The 24675-nt window shown below is 58.8% G+C and carries 11 protein-coding genes; 9 read left to right on the top strand and 2 right to left on the bottom strand.

What is annotated here, in order from left to right; genetic code table 11:
• Nucleotides 1-154: 154 nt before the first annotated feature.
• Nucleotides 155-769 carry an SOUL family heme-binding protein gene (locus tag PSJ8397_RS06885; RefSeq protein ID WP_235000607.1) on the bottom strand — a complete coding sequence of 205 codons (615 nt, stop codon included), beginning with the start codon at nucleotides 767-769 and terminating at the stop codon, nucleotides 155-157.
• Between the two features lie 239 nt (nucleotides 770-1008).
• On the opposite strand from PSJ8397_RS06885, the gene leuC reads away from it, so the two are divergent.
• The 6 genes from leuC to leuB all read left to right on the top strand — a co-directional run bounded on the left by leuC (nucleotide 1009) and on the right by leuB (nucleotide 7067).
• On the top strand, nucleotides 1009-2415 hold the full coding sequence (gene leuC, locus PSJ8397_RS06880) for a 3-isopropylmalate dehydratase large subunit (protein ID WP_085863850.1): 1407 nt from the start codon (nucleotides 1009-1011) through the stop codon (nucleotides 2413-2415).
• Complete coding sequence (locus tag PSJ8397_RS06875) at nucleotides 2412-2903, top strand: hypothetical protein (RefSeq protein ID WP_143515391.1); 492 nt, start codon at nucleotides 2412-2414, stop codon at nucleotides 2901-2903. The genes leuC and PSJ8397_RS06875 overlap by 4 nt, the downstream gene beginning before the upstream one ends.
• 117 nt (nucleotides 2904-3020) lie before the next feature.
• Nucleotides 3021-3626: a 3-isopropylmalate dehydratase small subunit gene (gene leuD / locus PSJ8397_RS06870; protein ID WP_085863848.1), complete on the top strand. Its 606-nt coding sequence runs from the start codon at nucleotides 3021-3023 to the stop codon at nucleotides 3624-3626.
• A 364-nt stretch (nucleotides 3627-3990) separates the two neighbouring features.
• Entirely contained in the window at nucleotides 3991-4830 is an 840-nt protein-coding gene (locus PSJ8397_RS06865) for a hypothetical protein (RefSeq protein ID WP_085863847.1), read from the top strand.
• Between the two features lie 98 nt (nucleotides 4831-4928).
• Nucleotides 4929-5888 (top strand): endonuclease/exonuclease/phosphatase family protein, encoded by a 960-nt coding sequence (locus PSJ8397_RS06860; protein ID WP_235000651.1) that lies wholly within the window; start codon nucleotides 4929-4931, stop codon nucleotides 5886-5888.
• Between the two features lie 75 nt (nucleotides 5889-5963).
• On the top strand, nucleotides 5964-7067 hold the full coding sequence (gene leuB, locus PSJ8397_RS06855; protein ID WP_085863846.1) for a 3-isopropylmalate dehydrogenase: 1104 nt from the start codon (nucleotides 5964-5966) through the stop codon (nucleotides 7065-7067).
• 3 nt (nucleotides 7068-7070) lie between these two features.
• On the opposite strand, the gene PSJ8397_RS06850 is transcribed toward leuB, so the two are convergent.
• The gene (locus PSJ8397_RS06850; protein ID WP_085863845.1) at nucleotides 7071-8021 is read right to left on the bottom strand and encodes an NAD(P)H-binding protein; all 951 of its coding nucleotides are present in this window, start codon (nucleotides 8019-8021) and stop codon (nucleotides 7071-7073) included.
• A 107-nt stretch (nucleotides 8022-8128) separates the two neighbouring features.
• On the opposite strand from PSJ8397_RS06850, the gene PSJ8397_RS06845 reads away from it, so the two are divergent.
• The 3 genes from PSJ8397_RS06845 (at nucleotide 8129) to PSJ8397_RS06835 (ending at nucleotide 24666) form a co-directional block, all read left to right on the top strand.
• A complete protein-coding gene (locus PSJ8397_RS06845) occupies nucleotides 8129-9091 on the top strand; it encodes a DMT family transporter (RefSeq protein WP_085863844.1) in 963 nt (320 codons plus the stop codon).
• 135 nt (nucleotides 9092-9226) lie between these two features.
• Nucleotides 9227-21286 carry a beta strand repeat-containing protein gene (locus PSJ8397_RS06840; RefSeq protein ID WP_085863843.1) on the top strand — a complete coding sequence of 4020 codons (12060 nt, stop codon included), beginning with the start codon at nucleotides 9227-9229 and terminating at the stop codon, nucleotides 21284-21286.
• On the top strand, nucleotides 21286-24666 hold the full coding sequence (locus tag PSJ8397_RS06835) for a porin family protein (RefSeq protein ID WP_235000606.1): 3381 nt from the start codon (nucleotides 21286-21288) through the stop codon (nucleotides 24664-24666). Before PSJ8397_RS06840 ends, PSJ8397_RS06835 begins: the two co-directional genes overlap by 1 nt.
• The last annotated feature ends 9 nt before the right edge of the window (nucleotides 24667-24675 follow it).

Genomic DNA, 24675 nt, shown 5'->3' with positions numbered 1-24675 from the left:
AAGCAATTTCATTTATGTTGGCCCCAACTGCGTGATCTGTCGGAATCAGTCACGGAGGCGAACATGACCCAGCCCGATCATCTTATCCGTCTCGAGGCGCTTGTTGCTTCTGCGGAATTTGAGTTTTTCTGGTCAGATGAAAGGGGCGGCGGCGTCAGTCAATAACGAAGCCGACTTCGTTGCGGCGGCGGTTCGGCAGGGTGGCGGGACCATCGTAGAACATGAAGGTCGGAGCGCCCGTGAGGGTCAGGTTTTGGTTTGCCGCAAGAGCGCGCAAGCGGTTGGTCTGATCTTCGAGGACGGACGACGTGGCCCGCCCTGTAAAGGTGGCGACCAGCATGCGGCGTTCGGGGACGTCTACAAAACGCACAGCGGGGTTGTTGGGGGCGGGCAGGGTGCTTCGGTTAAATTCGGTGGGCATCATGAAGGTGACCTCCCAAATGTCGTCTATGTCTGAGGAGGCTGATTGGTCGGCCCCTTTCTGGGTCACAGGCGACGTCATGGACACCGAAGCGCCCTGTTCATTGCCGCCAAAGATATAGCCCGCCAAAGTACGGAATCCTCTATTCAGCGCGCCGCGCCGATCCCCGCGCACGGCAACGACCGCAAGCAGATGTGGGGCATACTGGCGGACCTCCGCCCCCTCTAACGTGGCCTGCACCGTATAGCTTGGGGTTTCATATTTGCCGTAATAGCCGTCCTGATGTGTGTCTTGGGCTGTTGCCATACTTGCCAATCCAATTCCCAGCACTGAAAGCAGTTTACGCATGTGCGATCTCCTTTGGTGGGGAAGATAGGGCGATCTATCCCACTTGCGAGACTCAGTCGCACCGTATATCTGCCACCTATGACACAAGTGTTCGACATGGATGACCGCGCGCGCCTGCCTTGGCGCTTTTATGGTGCGACATGCACCGTACTCGCCCGTCTATGACGCCCGCCGCCTTGCTGTCGCAGGGCGCCAAGATCTCATTTCCTTACGCCAACAAACTACGGGAGAGGACCGATATGTCCCCCAAAACGCTTTATGATAAAATCTGGGATGCCCACGTCGCCCATGAGGCCGAAGACGGCACCTGTCTGCTGTATATCGACCGACACCTGGTCCACGAAGTGACCAGCCCTCAGGCGTTCGAAGGGCTCCGCATGGCCGGCCGCAAGGTGCGTGCGCCTGAGAAAACCATCGCCGTACCGGATCACAACGTGCCCACCACGTTGGACCGCGCCAACGCCGAAACCATGACCGAGGACAGCCGCATTCAGGTGGACGCGCTGGACAAGAATGCCAAAGAATTTGGTATCCACTACTATCCCGTCAGCGATGTCCGTCAGGGGATCGTGCACATTGTCGGCCCTGAACAGGGCTGGACACTGCCCGGCATGACCGTTGTGTGCGGTGACAGCCACACCGCGACCCATGGTGCCTTTGGGGCGCTGGCCCACGGCATCGGCACGTCCGAGGTCGAACACGTGCTGGCGACCCAGACGTTGATCCAGAAGAAATCCAAGAACATGAAGGTCGAGATCACCGGCCACCTGCGCCCCGGCGTCACCGCGAAAGACATCACCATGTCCGTGATCGGTGAAACCGGCACTGCGGGCGGCACCGGCTATGTCATCGAATATTGCGGCACCGCCATCCAGGACCTGTCCATGGAAGGCCGCATGACCGTGTGCAACATGGCCATCGAGGGCGGCGCGCGTGCGGGCCTGATCGCACCGGACCAGAAGACGTTCGACTACTGCAAAGGCCGTCCCCACGCCCCCAAAGGCGCCGAATGGGAAGCTGCGCAGGCGTGGTGGGAAACGCTTTATTCTGACGACGACGCCCATTGGGACAAAGTCGTGACGCTCAAGGGCGAAGATATCGCACCCTCTGTCACTTGGGGCACCTCGCCCGAGGATGTCTTGCCCATCACCGCGACCGTTCCCAGCCCCGACAGTTTTCAGGGCGGCAAGGTTGAGGCCGCACAGCGGTCGATCGATTACATGGGCCTCAGCGCCGGTCAGAAACTGACCGACATCGAAATCGACACGGTCTTCATCGGGTCCTGCACCAACGGCCGTATCGAAGACCTGCGCGCCGCAGCTGAAATCCTGAAAGGCAAGAAAGTCAAAGACGGGATGCGGGCGATGGTCGTGCCGGGTTCCGGCCTTGTGCGTGCGCAAGCTGAGGAAGAAGGTCTTGCCGACATCTTCAAAGACGCAGGCTTTGAATGGCGTATGGCGGGCTGTTCCATGTGTCTGGCGATGAACCCCGACCAGTTGGCCGAAGGCGAACGCTGTGCGTCCACATCCAACCGCAACTTCGAAGGCCGACAGGGGTACAAAGGGCGCACGCACCTTGTGTCTCCTGCGATGGCTGCCGCGGCGGCTGTCACTGGCAAGCTGACCGATGTGCGGGATCTGATGTGATGAAACGGCGCGGGTTTTTGCAACTGCTGGGCGGCGCGATTGCGGCGCCCTTGGTTCCGAATGTTGCTGTGGGGGCCGCGACCAAGGCGGCCTATCCGGCGTCTGCCTTGCACGCTGCGATCTACCACGCCCAATCCCGCGTCAATTTCTCCGTGTTCTCGCTGGCCCGTCAGCTTGGGCTCGATCTTGATCAGGCTGAGGCGCTGATGGGCGATATGTCGTCACGCGGCATCCTCGGTCCGCTTCAGGGCACAACCCAACCCGGTCGCTGGGCGCGCTCCAAAGTCTGGAAACGTCCCTTTGCGGGGGCTGCTGCGACGGGAAAGGTAATCAAGACAGCCCGCCCGTCCGATCTGACGCGGACAGCCCCCCAGACGGGCAAGAGCATCTCATTTGAAGTCGATCTTAACTCTTTTCTGAACTATTTGAGGAAAATGTCGCAAGATCAGGGGCTTACTCTTCATCCGCAGTGCCGCCAGACGACCTAGCCATACGGAAGCCATACCAAAACCATACGGAAACCATACCGCGCCAAATCGCGCCTTACCCTTTTACCTTCGTTAACGAGACGACAAAGCGCCGTTAACACACGACGAGGAAATGACATGCAAAAATTCGACAAACTCTCTGGCATCGCGGCGCCTATGCCGCTCGTGAACATCGACACCGATATGATCATCCCCAAGGTGTTTTTGAAAACCATCAAACGTTCCGGCCTTGGTGTGAACCTCTTTGACGAAATGCGGTATGACCGTCAGGGCAATGAACTGCCTGATTTTGTGCTGAACCAGCCTGCTTACCGTGAGGCGTCGATTCTCGTCGCTGGTGACAACTTCGGCTGTGGCTCTTCCCGCGAACATGCGCCTTGGGCAATCGCTGATTTCGGCATCCGCTGCGTGATCTCCACATCCTTCGCGGACATCTTTTACAATAACTGTTTCAAGAACGGCATTCTGCCCATCGTTCTGCCCGAAGATCAGCGCGATGTGCTGATGAAGGACGCAGAAAAAGGCGCAAACGCACGGATTGAGGTGGATCTGGAGGCGCAGACTGTGACGTCTTCTGATGGTGAAACCTTCACGTTTGATCTGGACCCCTTCAAGAAGCATTGCCTTATGAATGGCTTGGATGACATCGGCCTGACGATGGAAAAATCTGCGGCCATTGATGCGTTTGAGGGCCAAGTTTCGGCGCAACGCCCTTGGGTTTGATCGTGCCGGTTTAACCTTATCTGACCAGAATTTGGCAGATTTGCCATTAGGGGCGCCCTCGGGTGCCCCTTAATTTTGCCGCAGGCCCTAACGGTTCGTAAATCTGAATTAGTGCCGCAATCGCTTGAAACCCCTAGATATTGTGACCACCGTTTCAATGCTACGGAATGGTTGCAATCTCGCACCAGTATTGCCGCAAATCAGCCTTCATTTTGCGGCACATGATTAAGGTCACTTGCGACGTTAATGGAATGTAGGCAAATTTATGGCAACTATGAGGCAACCTGCCGACAACAGGCAGGATCAGACCGGGACAAGGGCGCGGCATCGTATCGCATCCGACCGAGATGAAGGAAAAAAGGCAGTGATTTCGCGTCTTTCTGGCGCCGTCCTTCGGGCGGCCATGGTGATTTTGATGATCGCGATGCCGGCTTTGGTGTTGGCGCACACATCTGTGGACACAGCGCAGATTGTGGCGCTGGTCTGCATCGTGGCGGGTGTGTTTACCTTTGTTGAATACAATTCCTCGTCCCCCAGCCTGATCGAATTCCGCGATGCGCCGCCGTTCAACCGCATCCGCTTTGGCGGCCTTGCGGCTACGGTTGTCGCGTTGACTGTCATCGCCAAAGGCGCGACCGACCCGACGACACTGACGGCGTTGTTCCAGATCATTGGCGGCTCACTGGCCGACGCGATGGATTTTCCTTATTCGCCGGTCCGTCTGGTTGTGCTTATGCTCCCACCCGAGGCTGACGTTACATTGATCAATGATGTGCGAATTGCCGCCGGGCTCAGCTATTTGGTGTCCCTGTTGTCCCTCGCCGTGTTCGTGGTCGCCCTGCGCCTTAAGAATTGGCCAAACCAACGCGGTGGTTTCAACGTCTGGACGAACCTGCCCACGTTTGACCCCACCGCAGGCGGGGACGTTGTGCATCGGCTCGAACGCGACGGGCAGGTTAACCTTATATTAGGGTTCTTGCTGCCCTTCTTGATCCCAGCATTGGTGAAACTTGCGTCGGATGTGTTCAACCCCATCCAACTGCAGGACACACACACGTTGATTTGGACGATGACCGCATGGGCCTTCATCCCTTCCAGCCTGATTATGCGCGGGATTGCGATGCTCCGCGTGGCGCAGATGATTTCCAATCAGCGGGAACGCGCGTACCTGAACGCAAAAGAGGACGACGGGCTGCCGGCCTGACCGTCCTCCTGTGCCTGCTTTGGCCTGGATTTGCTGGTGCTGACACTCTTCGGATCGCCACCTTTGCCGCCCCCCTCAGCCGCGAAGGCCCCGCCCTTTTGTTGCGCGATATCGGCAAAGGGGACGACCCCCAAATTGACGCTATCACTGCGGTGATCAATCAGGTGGCACCGGATATTCTGGTGCTGACGGATTTCGATTTTGACGGATCGGGGGCCGCTCTCTCAGCATTCGCGGCGCAGTTGGATCAACCCTATGCCCACCAGTTCAGCGCAGTGCCCAACGCAGGGCACCAAACGGGTTTGGATCTTGACGGTGACGGATTTACTGGCGACGCACGCGACGCTGTTGGATATGGCCGGTTCTTGGGCGACGGTGGCCTTGCCATTCTCTCCCATTACCCAATCCAACAGGATGCGGTGCAGGACTACTCCGCCACCTTATGGCGCGACATCCCTGACGCTGCCTTGCCCATGGTGAATGGTACTCTTTTCCCCACGCCAGATGTGTTTGAGACGCTGCCCGCATCCTCCACCGCGCACTGGTCGGTTCCGATAGACGTGGGCAAAGGGCGGATCACCCTTTTGGCCTTCGACGCGACCCCGCCCGTTTTCGACGGGCCTGAGGATTTCAACGGGTTGCGCAACGCGGCCGAGCTTCGCCTGTGGACGGCCGTGCTGAACGGTCATTTTGGCCCAACCCCCGCCAACCCGATCGTTATTGGCAATGCCAACGCCGATCCTTTCGATGGGGAGGGATCGCAGCAGGTGATCCACGACCTGCTGCACCATCGATCCCTCCAAGATCCGCGCCCTGTCAGCCGCGGTGCTGCCCAAGCTGCCGATGCGACCCACCTTGGGCCAGCCGCACAGGATACTGCGGATTGGAGGGGGGACGTCCCGGGCAATCTGCGCGTGTCCTACGTCTTGCCCAGCCGTGACCTTGCCGTCGTGGACGCGGGGGTGTTCTGGCCTGCCCCAGACGCACCGATGGCCGCAATGGTCATAGCCGCGGGCTCCCACCGTCTCGTCTGGGTCGACATCGCTTTGCCCCAATAATTCATGGCGAAACTTGACCCTCGCCCCCCAAAGGGCTAGGCGCTTTGGCAACGCGATTTAGCCAAGGAAAACGTCATGTCGAACCCCTCCCTTTTGATCCTGCCAGGTGATGGCATCGGTGCCGAAGTCATGGTTGAAGTGCGCCGTATCATCGATTGGTTCGGTGCCAAACGTGACCTGGTATTTGACGTGTCCGAAGACCTGGTTGGGGGCGCGGCCTACGACAAACACGGCACCCCGCTGCACGACGATACAATGGCCAAAGCCCAAGAGGTCGATGCCGTTCTGCTGGGCGCCGTGGGTGGCCCCAAATACGACGATCTCGATTTCAGCGTGAAGCCCGAACGCGGCCTGCTGCGTCTGCGCAAGGAAATGGATTTGTTCGCCAACTTGCGTCCGGCACAGTGCTTTGACGCGCTGGCCGATTTCTCGTCTTTGAAAAAGGACATTGTTGCGGGCCTCGACATCATGATCGTGCGCGAACTGACGTCCGGCGTCTATTTCGGTGAACCCCGCGGGATCCATATGGAAGACAACATGCGCGTCGGTGTGAACACCCAGCGCTACACCGAGGCCGAGATTGAACGCGGTGCCCGGGCGGCCTTTGAGATGGCGATGCGCCGGAACAAAAAGCTCTGTTCCATGGAAAAAGCCAACGTCATGGAATCCGGCATCCTGTGGCGCGATGTCGTGACCGAGGTGCACAAGGATTACCCCGAAGTTGAGCTGTCCCACATGTATGCTGACAACGGCGCCATGCAGCTGGTCCGCGCACCCAAGCAGTTTGACGTGATCTACACCGACAACCTGTTTGGCGACATCCTGTCCGATTGTGCGGCCATGTTGACGGGGTCTTTGGGCATGCTGCCGTCCGCGTCGCTGGGTGCGCCGATGGCCAATGGTCGCCCCAAAGCGATGTACGAACCCGTGCACGGGTCCGCGCCCGACATCATGGGGCAGGGCAAGGCAAACCCGATTGCCTGTATCCTGAGCTTTGCGATGGCGCTGCGGTATTCCTTTGATCAAGGCGATGAGGCGACGCGTCTGGAAGCTGCCATTGAAAAGGTTCTGGCTGATGGTGTCCGCACTGGTGATTTGTTGGGTGACGAAGACACCACCCCCGTCAGCACCTCTGGCATGGGTGACGCGATCCTCGCGGCCCTCGACGCAAGCCTGTAAGGCTTAGAAAACAGCGTGGTCGCCAAGATCGGCGGCCACGTCCCCCGCGACGAGTGCACGGTAGTGATCCGCCAGCGTGTCGGTTCCAAACTCCGGTGTACGGCTTGCATCGTAGCCGTTGTTGGTCAGGACGAGCATCGACTCAGCGGCATAGTATCGCCCAATTTTGGCAAGTTCCGCCTTGTCGCGCGCCCTTTGGCTGAACACCCCGACGATCCTAAGCATCCCGATGATCCCGTCCATGACCCACAGGGGCATTTTGCGGGTTTGAACGGGCTGGCCGAGGACTTCGGCCAAGAGGGTGCTTTGCATCAATGGGGTCAGGGCCGGGCCGGGTCCGCCGATTGGTAAAACGGCGTTCTGTTTGTCCGGATCGGATAGGCAAAGGGTCACATATCGGCCTAAATCGCGGTCGCTGATCGGCTTGCATGCTGTTCTTTCGCCGTCCCCGAACATCAAAAAGGGGCGTCCGTTTTTAACACGGTCCACTTGACCAGAGAGGGATTTGAAAAACGCCGTGGGCCGCACGATGGAATAGGTCAACCCGCTGTCGATCAACGCACTCTCAAACGCCAGTTTGGCCTTCTGGAAAGCCAGTTTCGGTTTCTGAACGCAGATTGCAGACAACAGAACGAAGTGTTTGATGCCAGCGGCTTGGGCGGCTTTGAGGATTCTAAGATGGGCATCATGATCAATCGCCCACGCATCCTGCGGCGTGCCCGTTCGCGACGCGAGGCATGACACGACAGCGTCGATCCCCTGCAGCTGTGACACGTCGATCTGATCCAGGTTCATGTCCAAAACCGCGACACCAGCGGGCAGGCCATTTGTGTCGGATCCCGCACGCGTGACACATGTCACAGCATGGCCAGCCTCAACCAAGGCCGCAGCCGTGGCGCGGCCGATCGTGCCGGTGGCGCCGAACAGTATAACAGATTGGGACGGGGTGTTCATCCCGCCACCCTAGGCAGACCTTTTGGGATTAACAATTGCTTCGTTTGTCACCGCTAAAGGGTGATGTTAGGCAAGGTGCAACACGAAACCTCAAGGCGGCTAAACCGATGTCCCCCAACGCAAAAGGAGCGCTTCTGGCGCTTTTGTCATTTGGAATATTTGCCACCCACGACGTGTTCGTGAAAACGCTGGGGGCGGAGTATTCCCCAGTTCAGATCGTGTTCTTTTCGGTCTTATTCAGCTTTCCGCTGGCGACGATCATGTTGATGCGGGACGCCAAGCCAGGGACGTTGTTGCCGGTTCACCCGTGGTGGATGGCGCTAAGAACGATTGCCGCCGTTGTCACCGCGTTAAGTGCATTTTACGCCTTCACCGTGCTGCCATTGGCGCAAACCTATGCGATTTTGTTTGCGGCGCCTTTGTTGATCACAATTCTTGCCATTCCGATCCTTGGGGAAAAAGTGCGGTTGCGCCGTTGGATCGCGGTGATTGTTGGCCTTAGCGGGGTTTTGATTGTTCTGCGGCCAGGGTCGACCGAACTGACGTTGGGCCACGCTGCCGCGCTGGCCGCGGCAGTCGGGGGATCCTTTGCATCCATCATTGTGCGCCGCATTGGTGCGGATGAACGCCCCGTGGTCATACTGCTGTATCCGCTGGTCGCGAATTTTGTTCTGATGGGGGCGGCTTTGGCGTTTGTGTACGAACCGATGCCGATTGAGCATTTGGGCCTCGTCGCTTTGGTTTCCGCTTTTGCATGGACAGCGGGACGGTTCATCATCGCCGCCTATCAGATCGGGGAGGCTGCCATCATTGCGCCGATGCAATACAGCCAAATCATTTGGGCGGCGGTGTTTGGCGCGCTGTTTTTCAATGAAACCATCGACACAATGACGTTGATCGGGGCAAGTGTCATCATCGCCTCGGGCCTTTACATCGTTTTGCGCGAAAGCCGCTCGGATGCGTCGTCTACGACGCCTGTTCTCCGCACACGGTCACGGCACGAGACCGGGACTTATCTGCGGGCAGGACCGTTTATGCGTCTCATCGGGCGCCACCCCGACCTTAAGTGATGCAAATAGGGCGCACCTCAGGCCGAGTTGGCAAAGTTACGCGGATTTTCCCCATAGGTAATAATTGAGACGCTGATTTAAGCCGCTATCCTAGCCGCAACCGACGATAGAACTGTCGGATAAATACACCTAAGAATGGTTGTGAGCGAGGGCGATGTCTTGAAGCGGACTTTGGCGAAGTGGTTTGGGGCAGCAGCCATCGTGGCGGCTATGGTGTCTGCGCCGATTGAGGCGCAAGCGACGCCGTTTACAACTACCGTTCCGAACGAAGGCATTTCCCTGCCCGGGCCTTATCCCGAAGCAGGGGGCGTTGCGATCGTTTTGATTGGGGCCAACGGCCAAGTCTATTATCAGTTTTCCGACCCGGCCGGTGCCTTTCGCGGGTTTCAGTTCCGCGGCAGTCCTTCGGGCTTTCGAGGCAATCCGTTCACCATCAACAACCCGATCCCGCTGGATTGCGGCGTGCGGACATGTTCGGATTATTTCGGTACACGGATTGACCGGATGTACGTCCGCTTCTCCGCATATGACGGCGACACCCAGACCAACGGGTTCGATGAGGATGATATTGATCTGATTATGAACGGCGTGAACGTCGGGAATTGGTCGGATATTCGCACAGAAAAAACGGACAACTCGGGCACGCAAAGCTTTGGGTTTGAACAGGGCTTCGGCAACAACTCTTTCAACACGGGCTGGTTCTTCTCGGATGATCCGGTGTTGATGGACAACATCCTGACCACGCAGCAAACCACCACACAGGTGTTCGACAGCGATCCCAACGACAACTATTGGGACTTCCGCCGCGGCAACAGCCTGCCGTCGGAAAGCCTGCGGACAATTGCCCCAGGGTACGAATTTGAGAAAACCGCGGATCGCACCACGTTTGCCGCAGCGGGAGAGGTGGTCACCTACAGTTTTCTGATCACCAACATCGGTTCGGTGGATATCAACGACATCCGCGTGACCGACGACAGGATCGTAACACCGATCACTTGTGCCGCGACATTTTTGCCCAAAACGACCAGTTCGGGGACGACGTCGTCTACGACTTGCACGGGCCAATACACCATCACGCAGGACGATTTCGACAGCCAAACCGTGACCAACATCGCGCAAGCGTCTGGCACACCCGAATTCGGCAGCCTTGGTGCTGTACAGGACACGGTCACAATCACATCGTCCACGGCCCTTGCCCCCGGAATCGAGGTTTTGAAATCCGCAGACCGCGCGGCGTTTTCAACAGTGGGGGAGGTGATCACCTACACGTATGTCATAAACAACACCGGCAATACCACGTTGACCGATGTCGTTCTGACCGATGACAAAATCCCCGGCAACATCTGCACAATCGCGAGCCTTGTGCCGCAGGCTCCGAACGATACCACGACCTGTACGGCCACCTATACCGTCACCCAAGACGATATTGATGACTTCGCCTTGTCGGGCCAACAACTGGTCAATGTCGCCACTGTCGCCAGCCAAGATCCGAACGGTGCGAATGTCGGTGATACGGACGACGAACGCCTGGATGGCCCAGCAGCGGCCCCGGCTTTGACGATCACCAAGACAGCCATTCAGGGCAATTTCGACGCGGTCAATGATCTGCTGCAGTTTGAAATCGCGATCCAGAACACCGGCAATGTCACATGGCCTGCCGCCCCTGCGATCACTGATCCCCTGATCACAAACGCAGGTGGCAGCGTTGTCTGTCCGGCAGGCACCGTGGCGCCGAATGCCACCATTATCTGCACCGGAGATTACCGCATCACGCAGCCCGATTTGAACGCCGAAGAGGTTGAAAACATCGCAACGGCGGACATCACCGTGGGCGGCGTTCCGATCACCGGAACCGCCGATGTGACGGTGCCTGCCGTGATCACCACGGGCCTCACCATCGTGAAGAGGCTGCCCGCTGGCGCGGACACGACGTTTGATGCTTTGGGCGACACGATCGACTATGAATATGTTTTGACCAACACCGGAACCGTCGATCTGTTCAACCCGACGATCACGGACGACAAGGTGTCTGTCAGTTGCCCTGTGACAACCATTGGTGCGGGCGCGTCGATCACCTGTACCTCTGACGCGCCGCATGTGGTGGATCAGGACGATCTTGATGCGGGATTTGTCACCAACATTGCCTCGGCGTCCAGCACCACGCAAACAGGGGACACGGTTGATACGGATGACACATCGCTGACCGTGAACGCGGACCAGATGCCAGCACTGCTGCTGGACAAAGCGGCGGATCCGGTCCCCGCGGGGTCTTTCCAGAACGGTCAGGTCGTCAATTACACCTTCACCGTTACAAACACGGGCAACACGACGTTGACCGCCCCGATCTTTATCGATGACGACCGCATCGGCGCACCGTTTGAATGTGCCCCTGGCCCGATCCCACCGGCCCCTGTCACCGGGTCGCAGATTGTCTGTGTCAACACCTATACCCTCGACAACGACGATGTTGCGGCAGGATTTGTGACAAACCGTGCCACGGCCTCATCAGGTGCCACAACGTCGAACGAAGACACGGCGATCGTGTTTGACCTTGGCGCGCCCGATCTTGATCTGACCAAGACCCTGACGAACCCCGCCCAGACGTTCTCATCCTTGACGGACACGATTGACTACACCTTCACCGTTCGCAATTCAGGCACAACGACGATCACATCGTCACAGGTCATTTCGATCAATGACCCGAAGGTGACGTCGGTCACGTGCGCCCAGCCGGCGACGTTGATCCCTGGGGGCACGTTCACCTGTACGGGATCCCTCGATACCATTTCGCAAGCCGATATTGATGCCGGTCAGATCGGAAACACAGCGACCGCCAGCTTCACCGATCCCTTTGGCAATATCGTTACATCGCCATCGTCGACGGCAACCATTCCGTCTTCCGTCGTCCCTGCCATGTCCCTTGTGAAGACAGGCCCCGCCGATTTCGGCGCGGTTGGATCGACGGTGACCTATACATTCGATCTGACGAATGACAGCGCACAAACCATCGCCATGGCCGAGGTCACGGACGTCAAAATTCCCGCGCTCGATTGTACGTTTACGAACATCGCGCCGTTCTCAACCGTGTCGTGTACAGGCGACTATGAGGTGACACAGGCTGATCTGGATCTTGGCACGATCGACAACGTGGCGAACGCCTCCGGCACGGCCCCTACCGGTGAGATTTTGTCCGCCACGGCGTCCGAAACGGTCACTGCGGACCCTGCCACCCAGATCCGTGCGTTGTCTTTGGACAAGACGGCAAATGTCAGCAGCTTTGCCGCTGTGGGCGACGAAATCCGCTATAATTTCTCGGTCACCAACACAGGCACCCTGACGTTGAACGATATCGTGGTGACGGACCCGCAGGTCGGCCTGACCTGCACCATTCCAAGACTGGCGCCCATGATCACCGACGATACGACCTGTATTGCCGCACACACCGTCACCCAAGACGACATCGACGCAGGGTCCTTTGACAACGTTGCAGAGGCCAATGCACCTGGGGCCCCAACCTCTCAGAGTTCTGTGTCCACACCAGGCCCCACCCGGACCGCGACCTTCACCGTTGAAAAGACCGCGAATGATACAACGGACGTGCAAGAAGGACAGGTGATCACCTATTCCCACGTTGTGACGAACACCGGCAACACGACGCTGGACAACATCACCCTCACGGACACTCATACCAGCGCGTCGGGCACTGCGACGCTGACCTTCGCCCCCTCAAACGTGATCACCACATTGGGGCCGAATGAGACAGCGACTGTGACGACACGCTATACAGTGACGCAAGATGATATCGATGCGGGCAATGATCTGACGAACACGGTGTCGGCCACGGCGACGCCCCAGGCCGGCCTGACACCACCGACCGCGACAGATGACGAAATCGTCGATGTCGAAGACGCGGTGCCTGCCATTTCGGTGGTCAAATCTGAAAACGACAACAGCGGCACATTCGGCAGCCTTCCTTCGTCTGAGCTGTACACATTCAGCGTCACAAACGACGGCAACGTGACGTTGACGGGGTTCACCCTGACCGATGATTTGACCGGCTTTACCTGCCCCCTTCCGTCCATTCCTGTTGGCGGGACGGTCAATTTTTGCGCCGATGGCACGACGGCCCTGCAAGACACCTACGATATCACGCAGGCGGATATTGACCGCGCCCAGCTTACCAACACCGTAACGGTGACCGATGGCACCTTGACCGCGACAGATGACGTGACCCTGACAGGCCCTGCACAGGTGGCCGCGATCACGATGGTCAAAACCGCGACCTCGGGCGCGAACTTTAGCGATCTCGGTGACGAGGTGACCTACGACTATGTCGTCACCAACGCAGGCAACATCACCCTGCGCGGTCCAATCACGGTGACCGATGACAAGACAACCGTGACGTGCCCCATCACGCCAGCCGCAGGGATCCCGCCGAGCGGCACCCTCACCTGCACGGCCACCTATGCGGTCACGCAGCAAGACCTGAACGCAGGATTTGTCACGAACGAGGCCGAGGCCTTTGTGACCCAAACCATAGTTCCGGGCGGACCAACAACCGTTGGCTCCGGGCTTGAGACGGAAACGGTCACGGCAACGCAGACCCCAAGCCTTGATATTGAAAAGGTCATCACGCCGGGCACACCCACGACGTTTGCCGCACTGACCGACAGCTTGAGCTATGATTTCACGATTACCAACAACGGCAACGTCACAATCGAGGCCCCGATCACGGTTAATGATGACCAGATCGGCAACGGCCTGACCTGTGCCACGGTTGATCTTGATCCGGGCGAAAGTGCGCAATGTACCCATATATGGACTGCGACACAGCCCGCCATTGATGCAAGCCAGATCACCAACACGGCCTCCCCCGTAGCGACGTTCGGCGGCAATCCGGTTCCATCTGACAGCGACAGCGTCATTGCCGTTGCGATCCAGTCCCCGGAGCTGAGCATCATAAAGACGTTTGATCTTGCCAACAGCGGAAGCTTTGCCGCCGGTCAGACATTTACCTACGATTTCCGTGTCACGAACGAAGGCAACACGACCATCACCACCCAGCCCGTGGTCAATGACAGCATCATCGATCCAGCCAGTCTGATGCTGTTGGGAACCTTCCCTGCGGGTGGATTGCTGCCGGGACAGTTCCTCGATTACACGGGCACCTATGCGGTGACACTGACGGACGTTCAACTCGGCTCGATCACCAACACGGCAACAGCCAGTGCGGACGGGATCACGTCGCCGCCGGCGAGTGTCGTGACCCCTGACACTGCCGATCCGGCCTTGTCGATCGTCAAAGAGGCCGATGTCACATCGTTCAGCACCTTGGGCGAAATCATCACCTACACCTACACGGTCACGAACACATCAGACGGGGCGCCAGCACCGGCCTTTGCCAATGCGATCACTGTCGAAGATGACCGAATTTCAGGCACGATCAGCTGTCCTGCCGGACCAGGGGGGCAGCTTTTGGTGGGTCAATCCGTTGAATGTACGGCAACCTATGCCGTCACGCAGGCCGATCTTGACGCGGGCACTGTGGTCAACTCCGCCGTCGCTGAAACGGTGTTCGGCGGTCAAGACGTTCTGTCGCCTGCCGCGATCGAAGAGGTAACAGGTGTCCAAGAGCCTGAGTTGAGCCTACTGAAAGAGGTCATTGCCGGAAACGATCCAGCCGCCGAAGGTGACATGATTACCTACCGGATGACGGCCGAAAATGAGGGCAACCAGACCCTGTCGAATGTGCAGATCACCGATCCGCGCATCCCTGATCTGACCTGTACAGTGGGCGGCATTGCAGCGCCAACGATTGTGAACCTCGCGCCCGGTGGCATTCTGATTTGCGAGGGCAGCTACACCGTCCAGCAATCCGACATTGATGTACAGGATCTGTCCAATACGGCGACAACCACTGCCACCAACCCAAGCGGAACACCGGTGTCCGCAACAGATACCGCGACACAACAGGTCGAGGCATTCGATCCCTCCCTGCTTGTGGTCAAAAGCCTGACATCGGGTGAGCCCGGTTCGGATTACTCCGCTGAGGGTGAGGAGATGACCTTCCGCATCAGCGTCACCAACAACGGCAACATCACCCTTGATGATGTGTCTGTGACAGACAGCATAGTCGCCGGTCAGTGTGACATCGGCACACTTGCCCCCGGCGACACCGACACCAACTGCGAATTTGTCTATTCGGTGACGCAAACGGATATCGACAACGGCTTTATCGACAACATTGCCACCGCCGAAGGCCAGCCGCGCACGCCGGACGCCGACGAAATCACCCAGACTGGCACCCTGCGCAGCATCGGCCCCGCGAGGGAGCCTGGGTTCTCCTTGGTCAAAGAGGCGGACCTTGATGATTTTGCCGCCGACAATGTGACGATCACCTACACCTATACGGTCGCGAACACGGGCAACGTGACGTTGTTCGAAACCCCCGTGATCGATGACGACAAAATCGGGACGGTGACCTGTCCACCGCTGACCGCAATGGGTATCCCGCCGCTTGGGTTCATCACCTGCACCGCGACGTATGACACCACCCAAGCAGATGTGGACAACGGTGGCGTGACCAACATTGCAAATGTCTCATCGACAGAGGTTCCGTTCGATCCCAACAATCCAAATGGCGCGGAAGCATCTGAAACCGTGCCATCGGTTCGCACCCCGGGTGTGAGCATCGAAAAGGTCGCCAACGCCACGGCGAATGTCGCTGAGGGTGACACGATCACCTACACCTACACCATCCGTAACACCGGCAACGTGACGTTGACCGATATCATGCTAGATGATCAGCACACATCAGCATCGGGCACAGCAGCGCTCAGCATCCAACCCTCTGCCACGGTCAGCACACTGGCGCCGAATGGCACCGCGACACTGACGGCTGATTATGTGGTGACACAGGCCGATATTGATGCAGGTGCCGCGTTGACAAACACGGTGTCTTTGACCTCCACCAGTCCGGATGGCACATCGCCCACAGCGACCGATGACGCCAGCGTCACCCCCGAGGCTGAGGCCCCCGCTATCCAAGCCAACAAGACCGTGTCCGCGAACACAGGGCTTGAGGCCGGCGATATCGTCACCTTTGACATTACTGTTGAAAACATCGGCAATGTGACACTGGACCAGATCACCTTGACCGACAGGCTCAGCCGGATCGACGGGTCCAGAATCACGCCAAACCCGACACCATCCCTGGTCAGCGGCGATGGCGCGGATTTGTCCCCAGGTGAGGTTTGGACCTACCAGATCGTTCATACTCTGACGCAGGATGACGTTGACGCAGGCGGGCTGTCCAATTCGGCCACGGCCACCGGAACGTCACCGTTTGATACCGATGTGTCTGACGTGTCGAACAACGGGGCAGGGGCCGGGAACACGTCCACCCCGTTTGTGATCCCAGCAAATCCATCCATCGAAGCGACCAAGACGGTCCTGGTGGAAAACACAGGCGTCGATGAAACCGTCACGTTTGAGATCGTGTTGCGCAACACGGGCAATGTGACCCTGACAGGCGTCGCGGTCAGCGACGACACGCTAACCCGCGCGGACGGCACCGAACTTACGTTGACGTCTGGCCCGTCGTTTGCGGGTGCAAGCAGCGGATCGCCAGAGGGAACGTTGCAGGTGGACGAAACCGCGCGCTACCTTGCGACCTATGTCCTGACACAACCCGATGTTGACGCTGGCGGCGTTTCCAACGTGGCGACTGGGTCTGGCACACCGCCAACGGGCCTACCCGTGACGGATGATGTCGACACCCCCGCGACGGTGACCATTCCGGCGGAACCGTCGATTACGATGAATAAAATCCTCAGCGCGGGCGGGCCAACATTCGACGCCGTTGATGATGTTTTGACCTATCAGTTCATCGTGACGAATACGGGCAACATCACCCTGACGGATCCGATCACGATTTCGGACCCTTTGATCACTGATGCAGGGGGAACAATCGTTTGCCCCGCGCCGCCCCTCGCCCCCGGTGCGGTGGCGACCTGCGAAGGCAGCTACAGCATCATACAAACAGATATCGACACCGGCCAAGTGGACAACACGGCCACAGCGTCTGTTCCGGGGGCCGATCCGGTGACGGACAGCACCTCAACCCCTGCGCTGCAGTTGCCCGCGTTGGAAGTGGTGAAAGAGGCCGAAGTGATTGCATCGGCTGACTTCATCGTCGGGGCAGAGGTCGATTACACCTACACCGTGACCAACACCGGCAACTTGACGTTGACCGATCCGATCACTGTGGAGGACAACCTGATCGATACCGTTGTCTGTCCCGCGCTGCCCGCGGGCGGATTGGCCCCGCAGGGGGCATTGGTGTGCATGGCGACCTACACGGTCACATCGACAGACGTTCAACTGTCCAGTGTGACAAACCTTGCATCTGCGTCCAGCGGCGCCGTTGAAAGCCCATTGACGAGCGAGACAATCCCCGCCGATGGCGTTCCCTCGCTGACCGTCGAGAAGGTGATCCGCACGGTGACGGATGCATCCGACACCCCATTGGCAGACGGGACATTCTCGGCCATCGGGGACAAGCTGACGTACGAATACATCATCACCAACTCGGGCACGGTGTCCTTCGCGTCAGATATTACGATCACCGACGACTACTTTGATGATCCGATTGCGTGCTATGTTCCAGATGCGACCAACCCCGACCTGATCCCCACAGAGACGGTGTCATGCTTTGCCACCTACACGATCACGCAAGAGGATCTGGACGCCGAGACGGTCTTGAACACAGCCTTTGCGCAAACCATCTTTGGCAATGACCCTGCAACACCTGTGTCCAGCGCCCCCGTCACCGAAGAGGTTTTGGCAGATACAGCCCCTGCGCTAGAAACCGTCAAGACGGTGAACCCCACGCGCTATGACGCCATCGGCGATGTGCTGACCTACACGATCACCACAACCAACACCGGCAACCAAACGTTGACCAATATTGTGGTGACGGACAGCCTCATCCCCGATCTGGTGTGTGAGGTTGCCACCCTTGCCCCTGGGCAGGATTTCACCTGTTCGCCAACCTTGACCATCACACAAGCTGAGATGGACAGCGGGGAGCTTGTGAACCTTGCGGGGGCACAGGGTCTGACACCAGATGGCGAAAACGTCACTGGAAGCCTTGGTGATGCGACAGCGGTTGGCCCTGATACCACGCCCGGCATCAGCCTTGTCAAAACGGCCAACCCGTCGCCCTTCGGCCCCGTTGGGTCGGCGGTCACCTATGCGTTCGCGGTGACAAACGATGGCCCGTTCACGTTGCGAAATCTCGAAGTGACCGATCCGCTGATCCCCGGCTTTTCTTGCACCATTGCCCAACTGGCCGTAGGGGCGACCGATAACGTCAGCTGTTCGGCATCCTACACTGTGACGCAGCAGAATGTGGATGACGGCACCATTGAAAACACGGCGACCGTCACCGGTGAGACACTGTTTGATCGCCCCACATCCGCAACCGATACCATCACGACAGACGGCCCTGATGCGGCCCCGTCGCTTGAGGTGGTGAAAACAGCGCAGGTGCCTTCGACCACACTGGGCGAGACGATCACCTACACCTTGCGGGTGACAAACACCGGCAATGTCACGTTGGACGAACCCGTCATTACAGACCGCATGACGCGGATCGGGACCGGACGTCCGACATTCCTGACGACCCCGTTTGAACTGGTGTCGGGGGATCTGGATGGCGACGATCGGATTGATGTGGATGAGGTCTGGATCTACCGCGCGACCTACGAAATCCTGCAGAGCGATATCAACGCGGGCGGCGTGTCGAATACCGTAACGGCGGTCACCGCTGGGCCGGACGGCACCCCGGCACAGGACGTGTCCGATGAGGGAGACGCCAGCAATGGCGATGACAACCCGACGTTGGTTCCGATTACGGCGGACCCTGTTCTGGATGTCACGAAAACGGTTCAAGTCGCGGCCGCGGCTGTTGGCGAAATCGTCACCTTCCGGATTGAGGCCGCGAACCGTGGCAACGTCGACATCTTGAATGTTGAGGTCACAGACACTCTGACGCGCAACGATGGGACCGATCTGTCTGATCAGGTGTCTGCGCCCGTCCGCGTGGCCCCCAATGCGTCTGAAACGATCCTTGCCCCGGGTGAGGTCTTCGCCTGGACCGTCGATTATGAAATCACCCAAGACGACGTGGACGCCGGCGGAATTTCCAACGTGGCGAATGTGTTTGGTGTTGGCCCCCTCGGCGATTTCGTGTCCGATTCGTCGGACAATGGCGACGATGGCGATGGCAATGTCGTTAACGATCCCACAGCGATTGTGATCGCGCCCGCGCCGCAGCTTGACGTGGTGAAAACCGTTACATCGGCGGACCCCACGGGCGCGGGCAGTGTCGTGACGTTCGATATTGTCGCATCCAATCTGGGCAACGTGTCGTTGTCTGGGCTGACATTGACGGACACCCTGACCCGTGGCGATGGCACACCTCTGACGCCTGACAGCATCTCCCCTGCGGCTGTTTCTGGTCAGACCATCGCGGGGGGCGCATCCCTGACGTGGACGGTGACCTATACCTTGACGCAGGATGATGTGGACAATGGCAGCATTTCAAACACCGCCTCGGTGACGGGGACCACACCCACGGGGCTGCCCGTAACGGATGTGTCTGACAATGGGGACGACACCGACGGCAATGTGATCAACGACGCGACAGGCGTGGTCATTCCACAAGATCCAGCCCTCATCGTAAACAAGGTCGCGTCTGTGCCCGAACGGATCGTCGACACAACGATTGAAACGGTCTTCACCATCACGGTTGAAAATGCTGGCAACGTGACACACCGCGATCTGTCCGTCCTAGATGACATGACAGCCTTCGTCGCCCCCGCCACGTTGTTGAGCGTGTCGACACCTGTGGTGACCGGCCTGGCCGAAGGCGGGGCGAACAGTGGATATAACGGCACAACGGTCACGCAGACACTGGCGTCTGGATCTACACTGAACGTTGGTGACACAGCTACGATCGCAATCACCGTCCGCTACGACATCGCGGCAGGCTCCCCTGCGGGACAGAACACCGCTGTCGTCTCAAGTGACTTCACGGCGGCCGACCTGACGGCTTCGACCGGTGTGGCGGCCAGCGACGCGGATCCGGACATTTTGGCCGACAAGGCCATTACGTCCGCAGGGCCGTATCAGGCTGGATCGGTGATTGACTATGAAATCACATTTACCAACCGAAACAGCACGCCGGAAGCTGATTTGACCTTGGTCGATCTGCTTCCCGCAGGCCTGACGTATGTGCCGGACAGCGCCACGTTCAACGGCGCGTCGACCCCTGCGCCTGATCGGACGGGCCGGCGTCTTGAATGGAACGGCGTGACCATCGGGGGCGGCGACACCGTGACGATTACGTTGTCCGCGCTTTTGCTGGATGGGGTCGGGACATACACGAACGAGGTGTTCGTTCTGGACAACCAAGGCGATCAAATCTCAAACGCGGCGACCGCGACGTTCACCGTCTCGCCCGAAGCAGTGTTTGATTGCACGGATGTCATCGGCAAGGTTTTTGATGACGTAAACGGCAACGGCTACCAAGACCCGCCGCCTGATGCGCGCGCGCCGATTTCGGATCAGACGTTCAATGACGGCAAATTCGCGGTGACACCCGAGGTGATTGATCAGCAAGAACGGGGCGAACCTGGCCTTGCAGGTGTGCACCTTGTGACGGTGCGGGGTGATATAATCACCACCGATGCCTATGGCCGCTTTAGCGTGCCTTGCGCCGAATTGCCGGGACCGACGGGGGCGAACTTCACCCTGAAACTGGATGACCGGTCCTTGCCCACGGGCTACCGCGTCACATCGGAAAACCCACGGACGCTGCGCCTGACCGCAGGTATTATGGCTGAGATGAACTTTGGCGCGACCTTAGCAAATCTGGTGGATATTGATTTGTTGGCAGCGGCCTTTGTTGCGGGATCGGATCAACCGGTCGCGGGGCTTGAACAAGGCGTCGATGGGTTGATCTCACAAATCGAAAGCACGCCGTCCGTGCTGCGCCTGACCTACTACACCAATGGCGAAAGCGATCAGACAGCGCGTGCGCGTCTGGCCGCGGTAGAGGCGCTGATCAATGACCGCTGGCGCGGCCCCTATCGCCTGCGGATCGAAACCACGATTGCGAGGGTCCAGTAATGGTTCAGTTCATGTCGTCTCGTTTGCCCTTGCGCGCAGTTTTGCTGGGCAGCTGCGTGACCTTCGCCACACCGATCATCGCGCAAGAGGGTGCGGGCTTTCTGATCACAATCAACGGTGCGCCAACGGCAGGGGATGCTTCTATTCAACAGCAGGTCCGTCGTCCGGACGCGCAGCTGGATCAGGCAGATGTGCGCATTCAGTACGACGGCCTGACCGCGACCCCCGTTCTTGATCTGGAGATTGAGGGCCCCGTCGGTCCGTCTGTCACCCTGCAATCTGCGATGAACTATCCGGCCTATGTCACACGTGGCGAAATCCGCCTCTATGACACCTCCGGTGCCGGTGCCCCGCGTTTGGTGGCGACACGGCCCATCGCGCCAAATGGCACCACCACGGTTCAGGTGCCCGATGGCGACATCTATGCCACCCACCGCGTCTACGATGCGCGCGGACGGTATGATGAAACGGCACCTCTGTCCCTGAACCGCGCTGACAGTCGGTTGCGTGCAGACGGCGTTGAAGACGGCACAGATGCCACCGCGCGGCGCGGAATACCCGTGCACGGTGGCGCTGTGACGGTGTCCGGCTCCTCCGTGCCGCAGGGCGCGCGGGTGCAAACCATGGGTGAGGTGATCCGCCCGGACGCGTCAGGCCGGTTTGCCGTACAACGTATCCTGCCAGCTGGTGCGCATCCTGTTGGGGTGCAAGTGACCGGTGCGGGCCAGAACGTCGATCTGGTGCGTGACATCACCGTGCCGCGCGCCGATTGGTTCTATGTTGCGACCGCTGATCTGACCTACGGCACGCGTCGCTCGGACGGGGTGACTGAAACATACAGCGAAGGGCGGGCTGCGGGCTACGTAAACGGCCACTTCGCCAATGGCGTGCAACTTACGGCGCAGATCGACACGGGTGTTGGTCCGCTTGAAGATCTGTTGTCAGATCTGGACGAACGCGATCCGCGCTCGGTGCTGCTGCGCATCGACCCGGATGATCTGTACCCGACCTATGGTGACGACAGCACCATCGTGGATGATACCCCGACCCAAGGTCGTATTTATCTGCGGGTGGAGAGGGATAACAATTTCCTCCTGTGGGGCAATTACCAAGCACAGGTGCAGGGCGGCTATCTGCGCAACGAACGCACACTTTATGGCCTGACGGGCCATTATGAGACCTCGGATGTGACGTCTGAGGGCGCGCCTCGCGCTTCGGTTGATCTTTACTCGGCCCAGCCCGAACGGCTGGCGCAACGCGATGTGCTGATCGGCACCGGCGGGGCTGTTTATTTCCTCAACCGCTCAGACATCGGGATCGGGTCGGAAACCATAAGTGTTCAGGTCCGCGATGCGTCGACAGGTCGGGTGTTGGAAACACGTGAACTGGTCGCGGGTCAGGATTATTCGATCAACTACATCCAAGGCGTCGTGACACTGTCCGCACCCTTGTCGAGCTATGGCGGGACCGACGGTGTGATTGTCACAGCCCCCGGCGGGAACACGGAAACCGCATTGATCGCGCAATACGAATACAGCCCTACGGCACAGGACGTTGACACCTTTGCCTATGGCGGACGGGCCGAGGCTTGGGTGACAGACGACATCCGCATTGGCGTCACCGCCATGTCCGAAGACAACGGCACAGGCGATGACCAACAGGCCATCGGTGTCGATCTGCTGTGGCAACCAAGCCCGACCGCATATGTCTCCTTGGATTACGCGCGCAGCGAAGGGCCGGGCTTCACGTCTTCCATTTCGTCCGATGGGGGTTTGGTGTTCGACACGCAGACCGACGCCGGCGGCACGGGTGAGGCCTACAGGCTCGAGGCTGGGGCAAACCTGTCTGATCTGGGCTTGTCGGCCGAGGGCGCGATTGCGACTTATTTTGAAAAACGTACCGAAGGATTTTCGACCCTCGACTATGACATTGACGCCGATGAAACCCTTTGGGGCGTGGCGCTGGATGCGCAGGTCAGTGACCGTTTGTCGATTGCCGCGGCCTATGATGATCTGACGTCGGATGCCGGTGACATAGAACGCGAAGGCACGGTTGAGGTGTCCTATGCCCTCAACCCAGCGCTGACTTTGGCGGCAGGGCTCGGCTACACCGACCGCGATGACGGCACCGAAATCGGCACCCGTACCGATGCCGCCGTGCGTCTGACCTATGCGCCAAGCGACGACCTCACTGTCTTTGGTTACGTCCAAAGCACCTTGGACCGGTCCGGCACGATCGAGGCGAATGACCGCGTTGGCCTCGGCGGATCTTATGCGTTTGCCGACACCTGGACGGTTGAGGGCGAAGTGTCCGACGGGGATCAGGGCACAGGCGCGCGTATCGTCTTCCGTCAGGAACGTGGTGAACAGGACAGCACCTACTTCGGATACGAACTCGACCCCGACCGCGACATCGCGGGCGTCGATTTGGTGGGCAATGATGACGGGCGTCTGATCTTTGGCGGCAGTCGCGACCTGGGTGGTGGCTGGTCCACTTATGGCGAAAACACCTACGATATGTTCGGGGCCCATCGGTCCCTGACATCGGCCTATGGTGTCTCGTATGAGGTGTCCGATTATCTGACCTACACGGCGTCTGTCGAATTCGGACAGGTCCGCGATGATGTGAATGGAGACTACGAGCGTCGGGGCCTCGGGCTTGGGATGGCGTATCAGGATGCCAGCACGACAGCGTCCGCTCGGTTAGAATATCGCACCGATGATGGTACGCTGTCTGGCAGCGACCGAGACAGTGAAACGGTTCTTTTGGTCGCTGATGTCGCGCATAAAATCGATGAAGAACGCCGCCTGATTTTCCGTCTTGATGCGGCCACCACATCTGGCGATGGCACCATCGTCGAAAGCGGTGATTTGATCGATGCGCAGCTGGGCTATGCCTACCGCCCCATCGACAATGAACGTCTGAACATGCTGTTCCGCTACCGCTATCTGGAAGACACCTACGGCCAGCAGCTGGACAACAGCGACACGCCAGGATCCCTGCAGCGCAGCCATGTCCTCAGCTTTGATGCGTCCTATGACCTGAATGAGGAATGGACCTTGGGCGGCAAAATCGGCGTGCGCCTGTCTGAGACTGCGCCCGATGCCGCCACGGCATTCACCGAAAACAACGCAGCCCTTCTGGTGGCCAACGCGCGCTATCATTTCCTGCACAACTGGGATGCCTTGGTTGAGGTGCGCGCAATGCGGTTTGACCAGACAGAGACGACGGAATTTGGTGCGCTGGGCGCGGTTTACCGCAACCTTGGGCCGAACGTGAAACTGGGCGTTGGCTATAATTTTGGGACAGTGTCCAGCGATTTGACGGATATTGATTTCGACGAAGGCGGCAGCTTTATCAACTTGGTGGCGCAGTTCTAAACACGCTCT

The organism is Pseudooctadecabacter jejudonensis, from assembly GCF_900172275.1.
GTDB lineage: Bacteria > Pseudomonadota > Alphaproteobacteria > Rhodobacterales > Rhodobacteraceae > Octadecabacter > Octadecabacter jejudonensis.
The sequence above is the reverse complement of the archived record's forward strand: the minus strand, read 5'-3'. Positions and strand labels throughout refer to the sequence as shown.

Bases quoted from the DNA above. Each gene is read 5' to 3' on its own strand.
- PSJ8397_RS06885 (WP_235000607.1), bottom strand. From the start codon at position 769: ATGCGTAAACTGCTTTCAGTGCTGGGAATTGGATTGGCAAGTATGGCA.
- leuC (WP_085863850.1), top strand. From the start codon at position 1,009: ATGTCCCCCAAAACGCTTTATGATAAAATCTGGGATGCCCACGTCGCC.
- leuD (WP_085863848.1), top strand. From the start codon at position 3,021: ATGCAAAAATTCGACAAACTCTCTGGCATCGCGGCGCCTATGCCGCTC.
- leuB (WP_085863846.1), top strand. From the start codon at position 5,964: ATGTCGAACCCCTCCCTTTTGATCCTGCCAGGTGATGGCATCGGTGCC.
- PSJ8397_RS06850 (WP_085863845.1), bottom strand. From the start codon at position 8,021: ATGAACACCCCGTCCCAATCTGTTATACTGTTCGGCGCCACCGGCACG.
- PSJ8397_RS06845 (WP_085863844.1), top strand. From the start codon at position 8,129: ATGTCCCCCAACGCAAAAGGAGCGCTTCTGGCGCTTTTGTCATTTGGA.
- PSJ8397_RS06840 (WP_085863843.1), top strand. From the start codon at position 9,227: ATGGTTGTGAGCGAGGGCGATGTCTTGAAGCGGACTTTGGCGAAGTGG.
- PSJ8397_RS06835 (WP_235000606.1), top strand. From the start codon at position 21,286: ATGGTTCAGTTCATGTCGTCTCGTTTGCCCTTGCGCGCAGTTTTGCTG.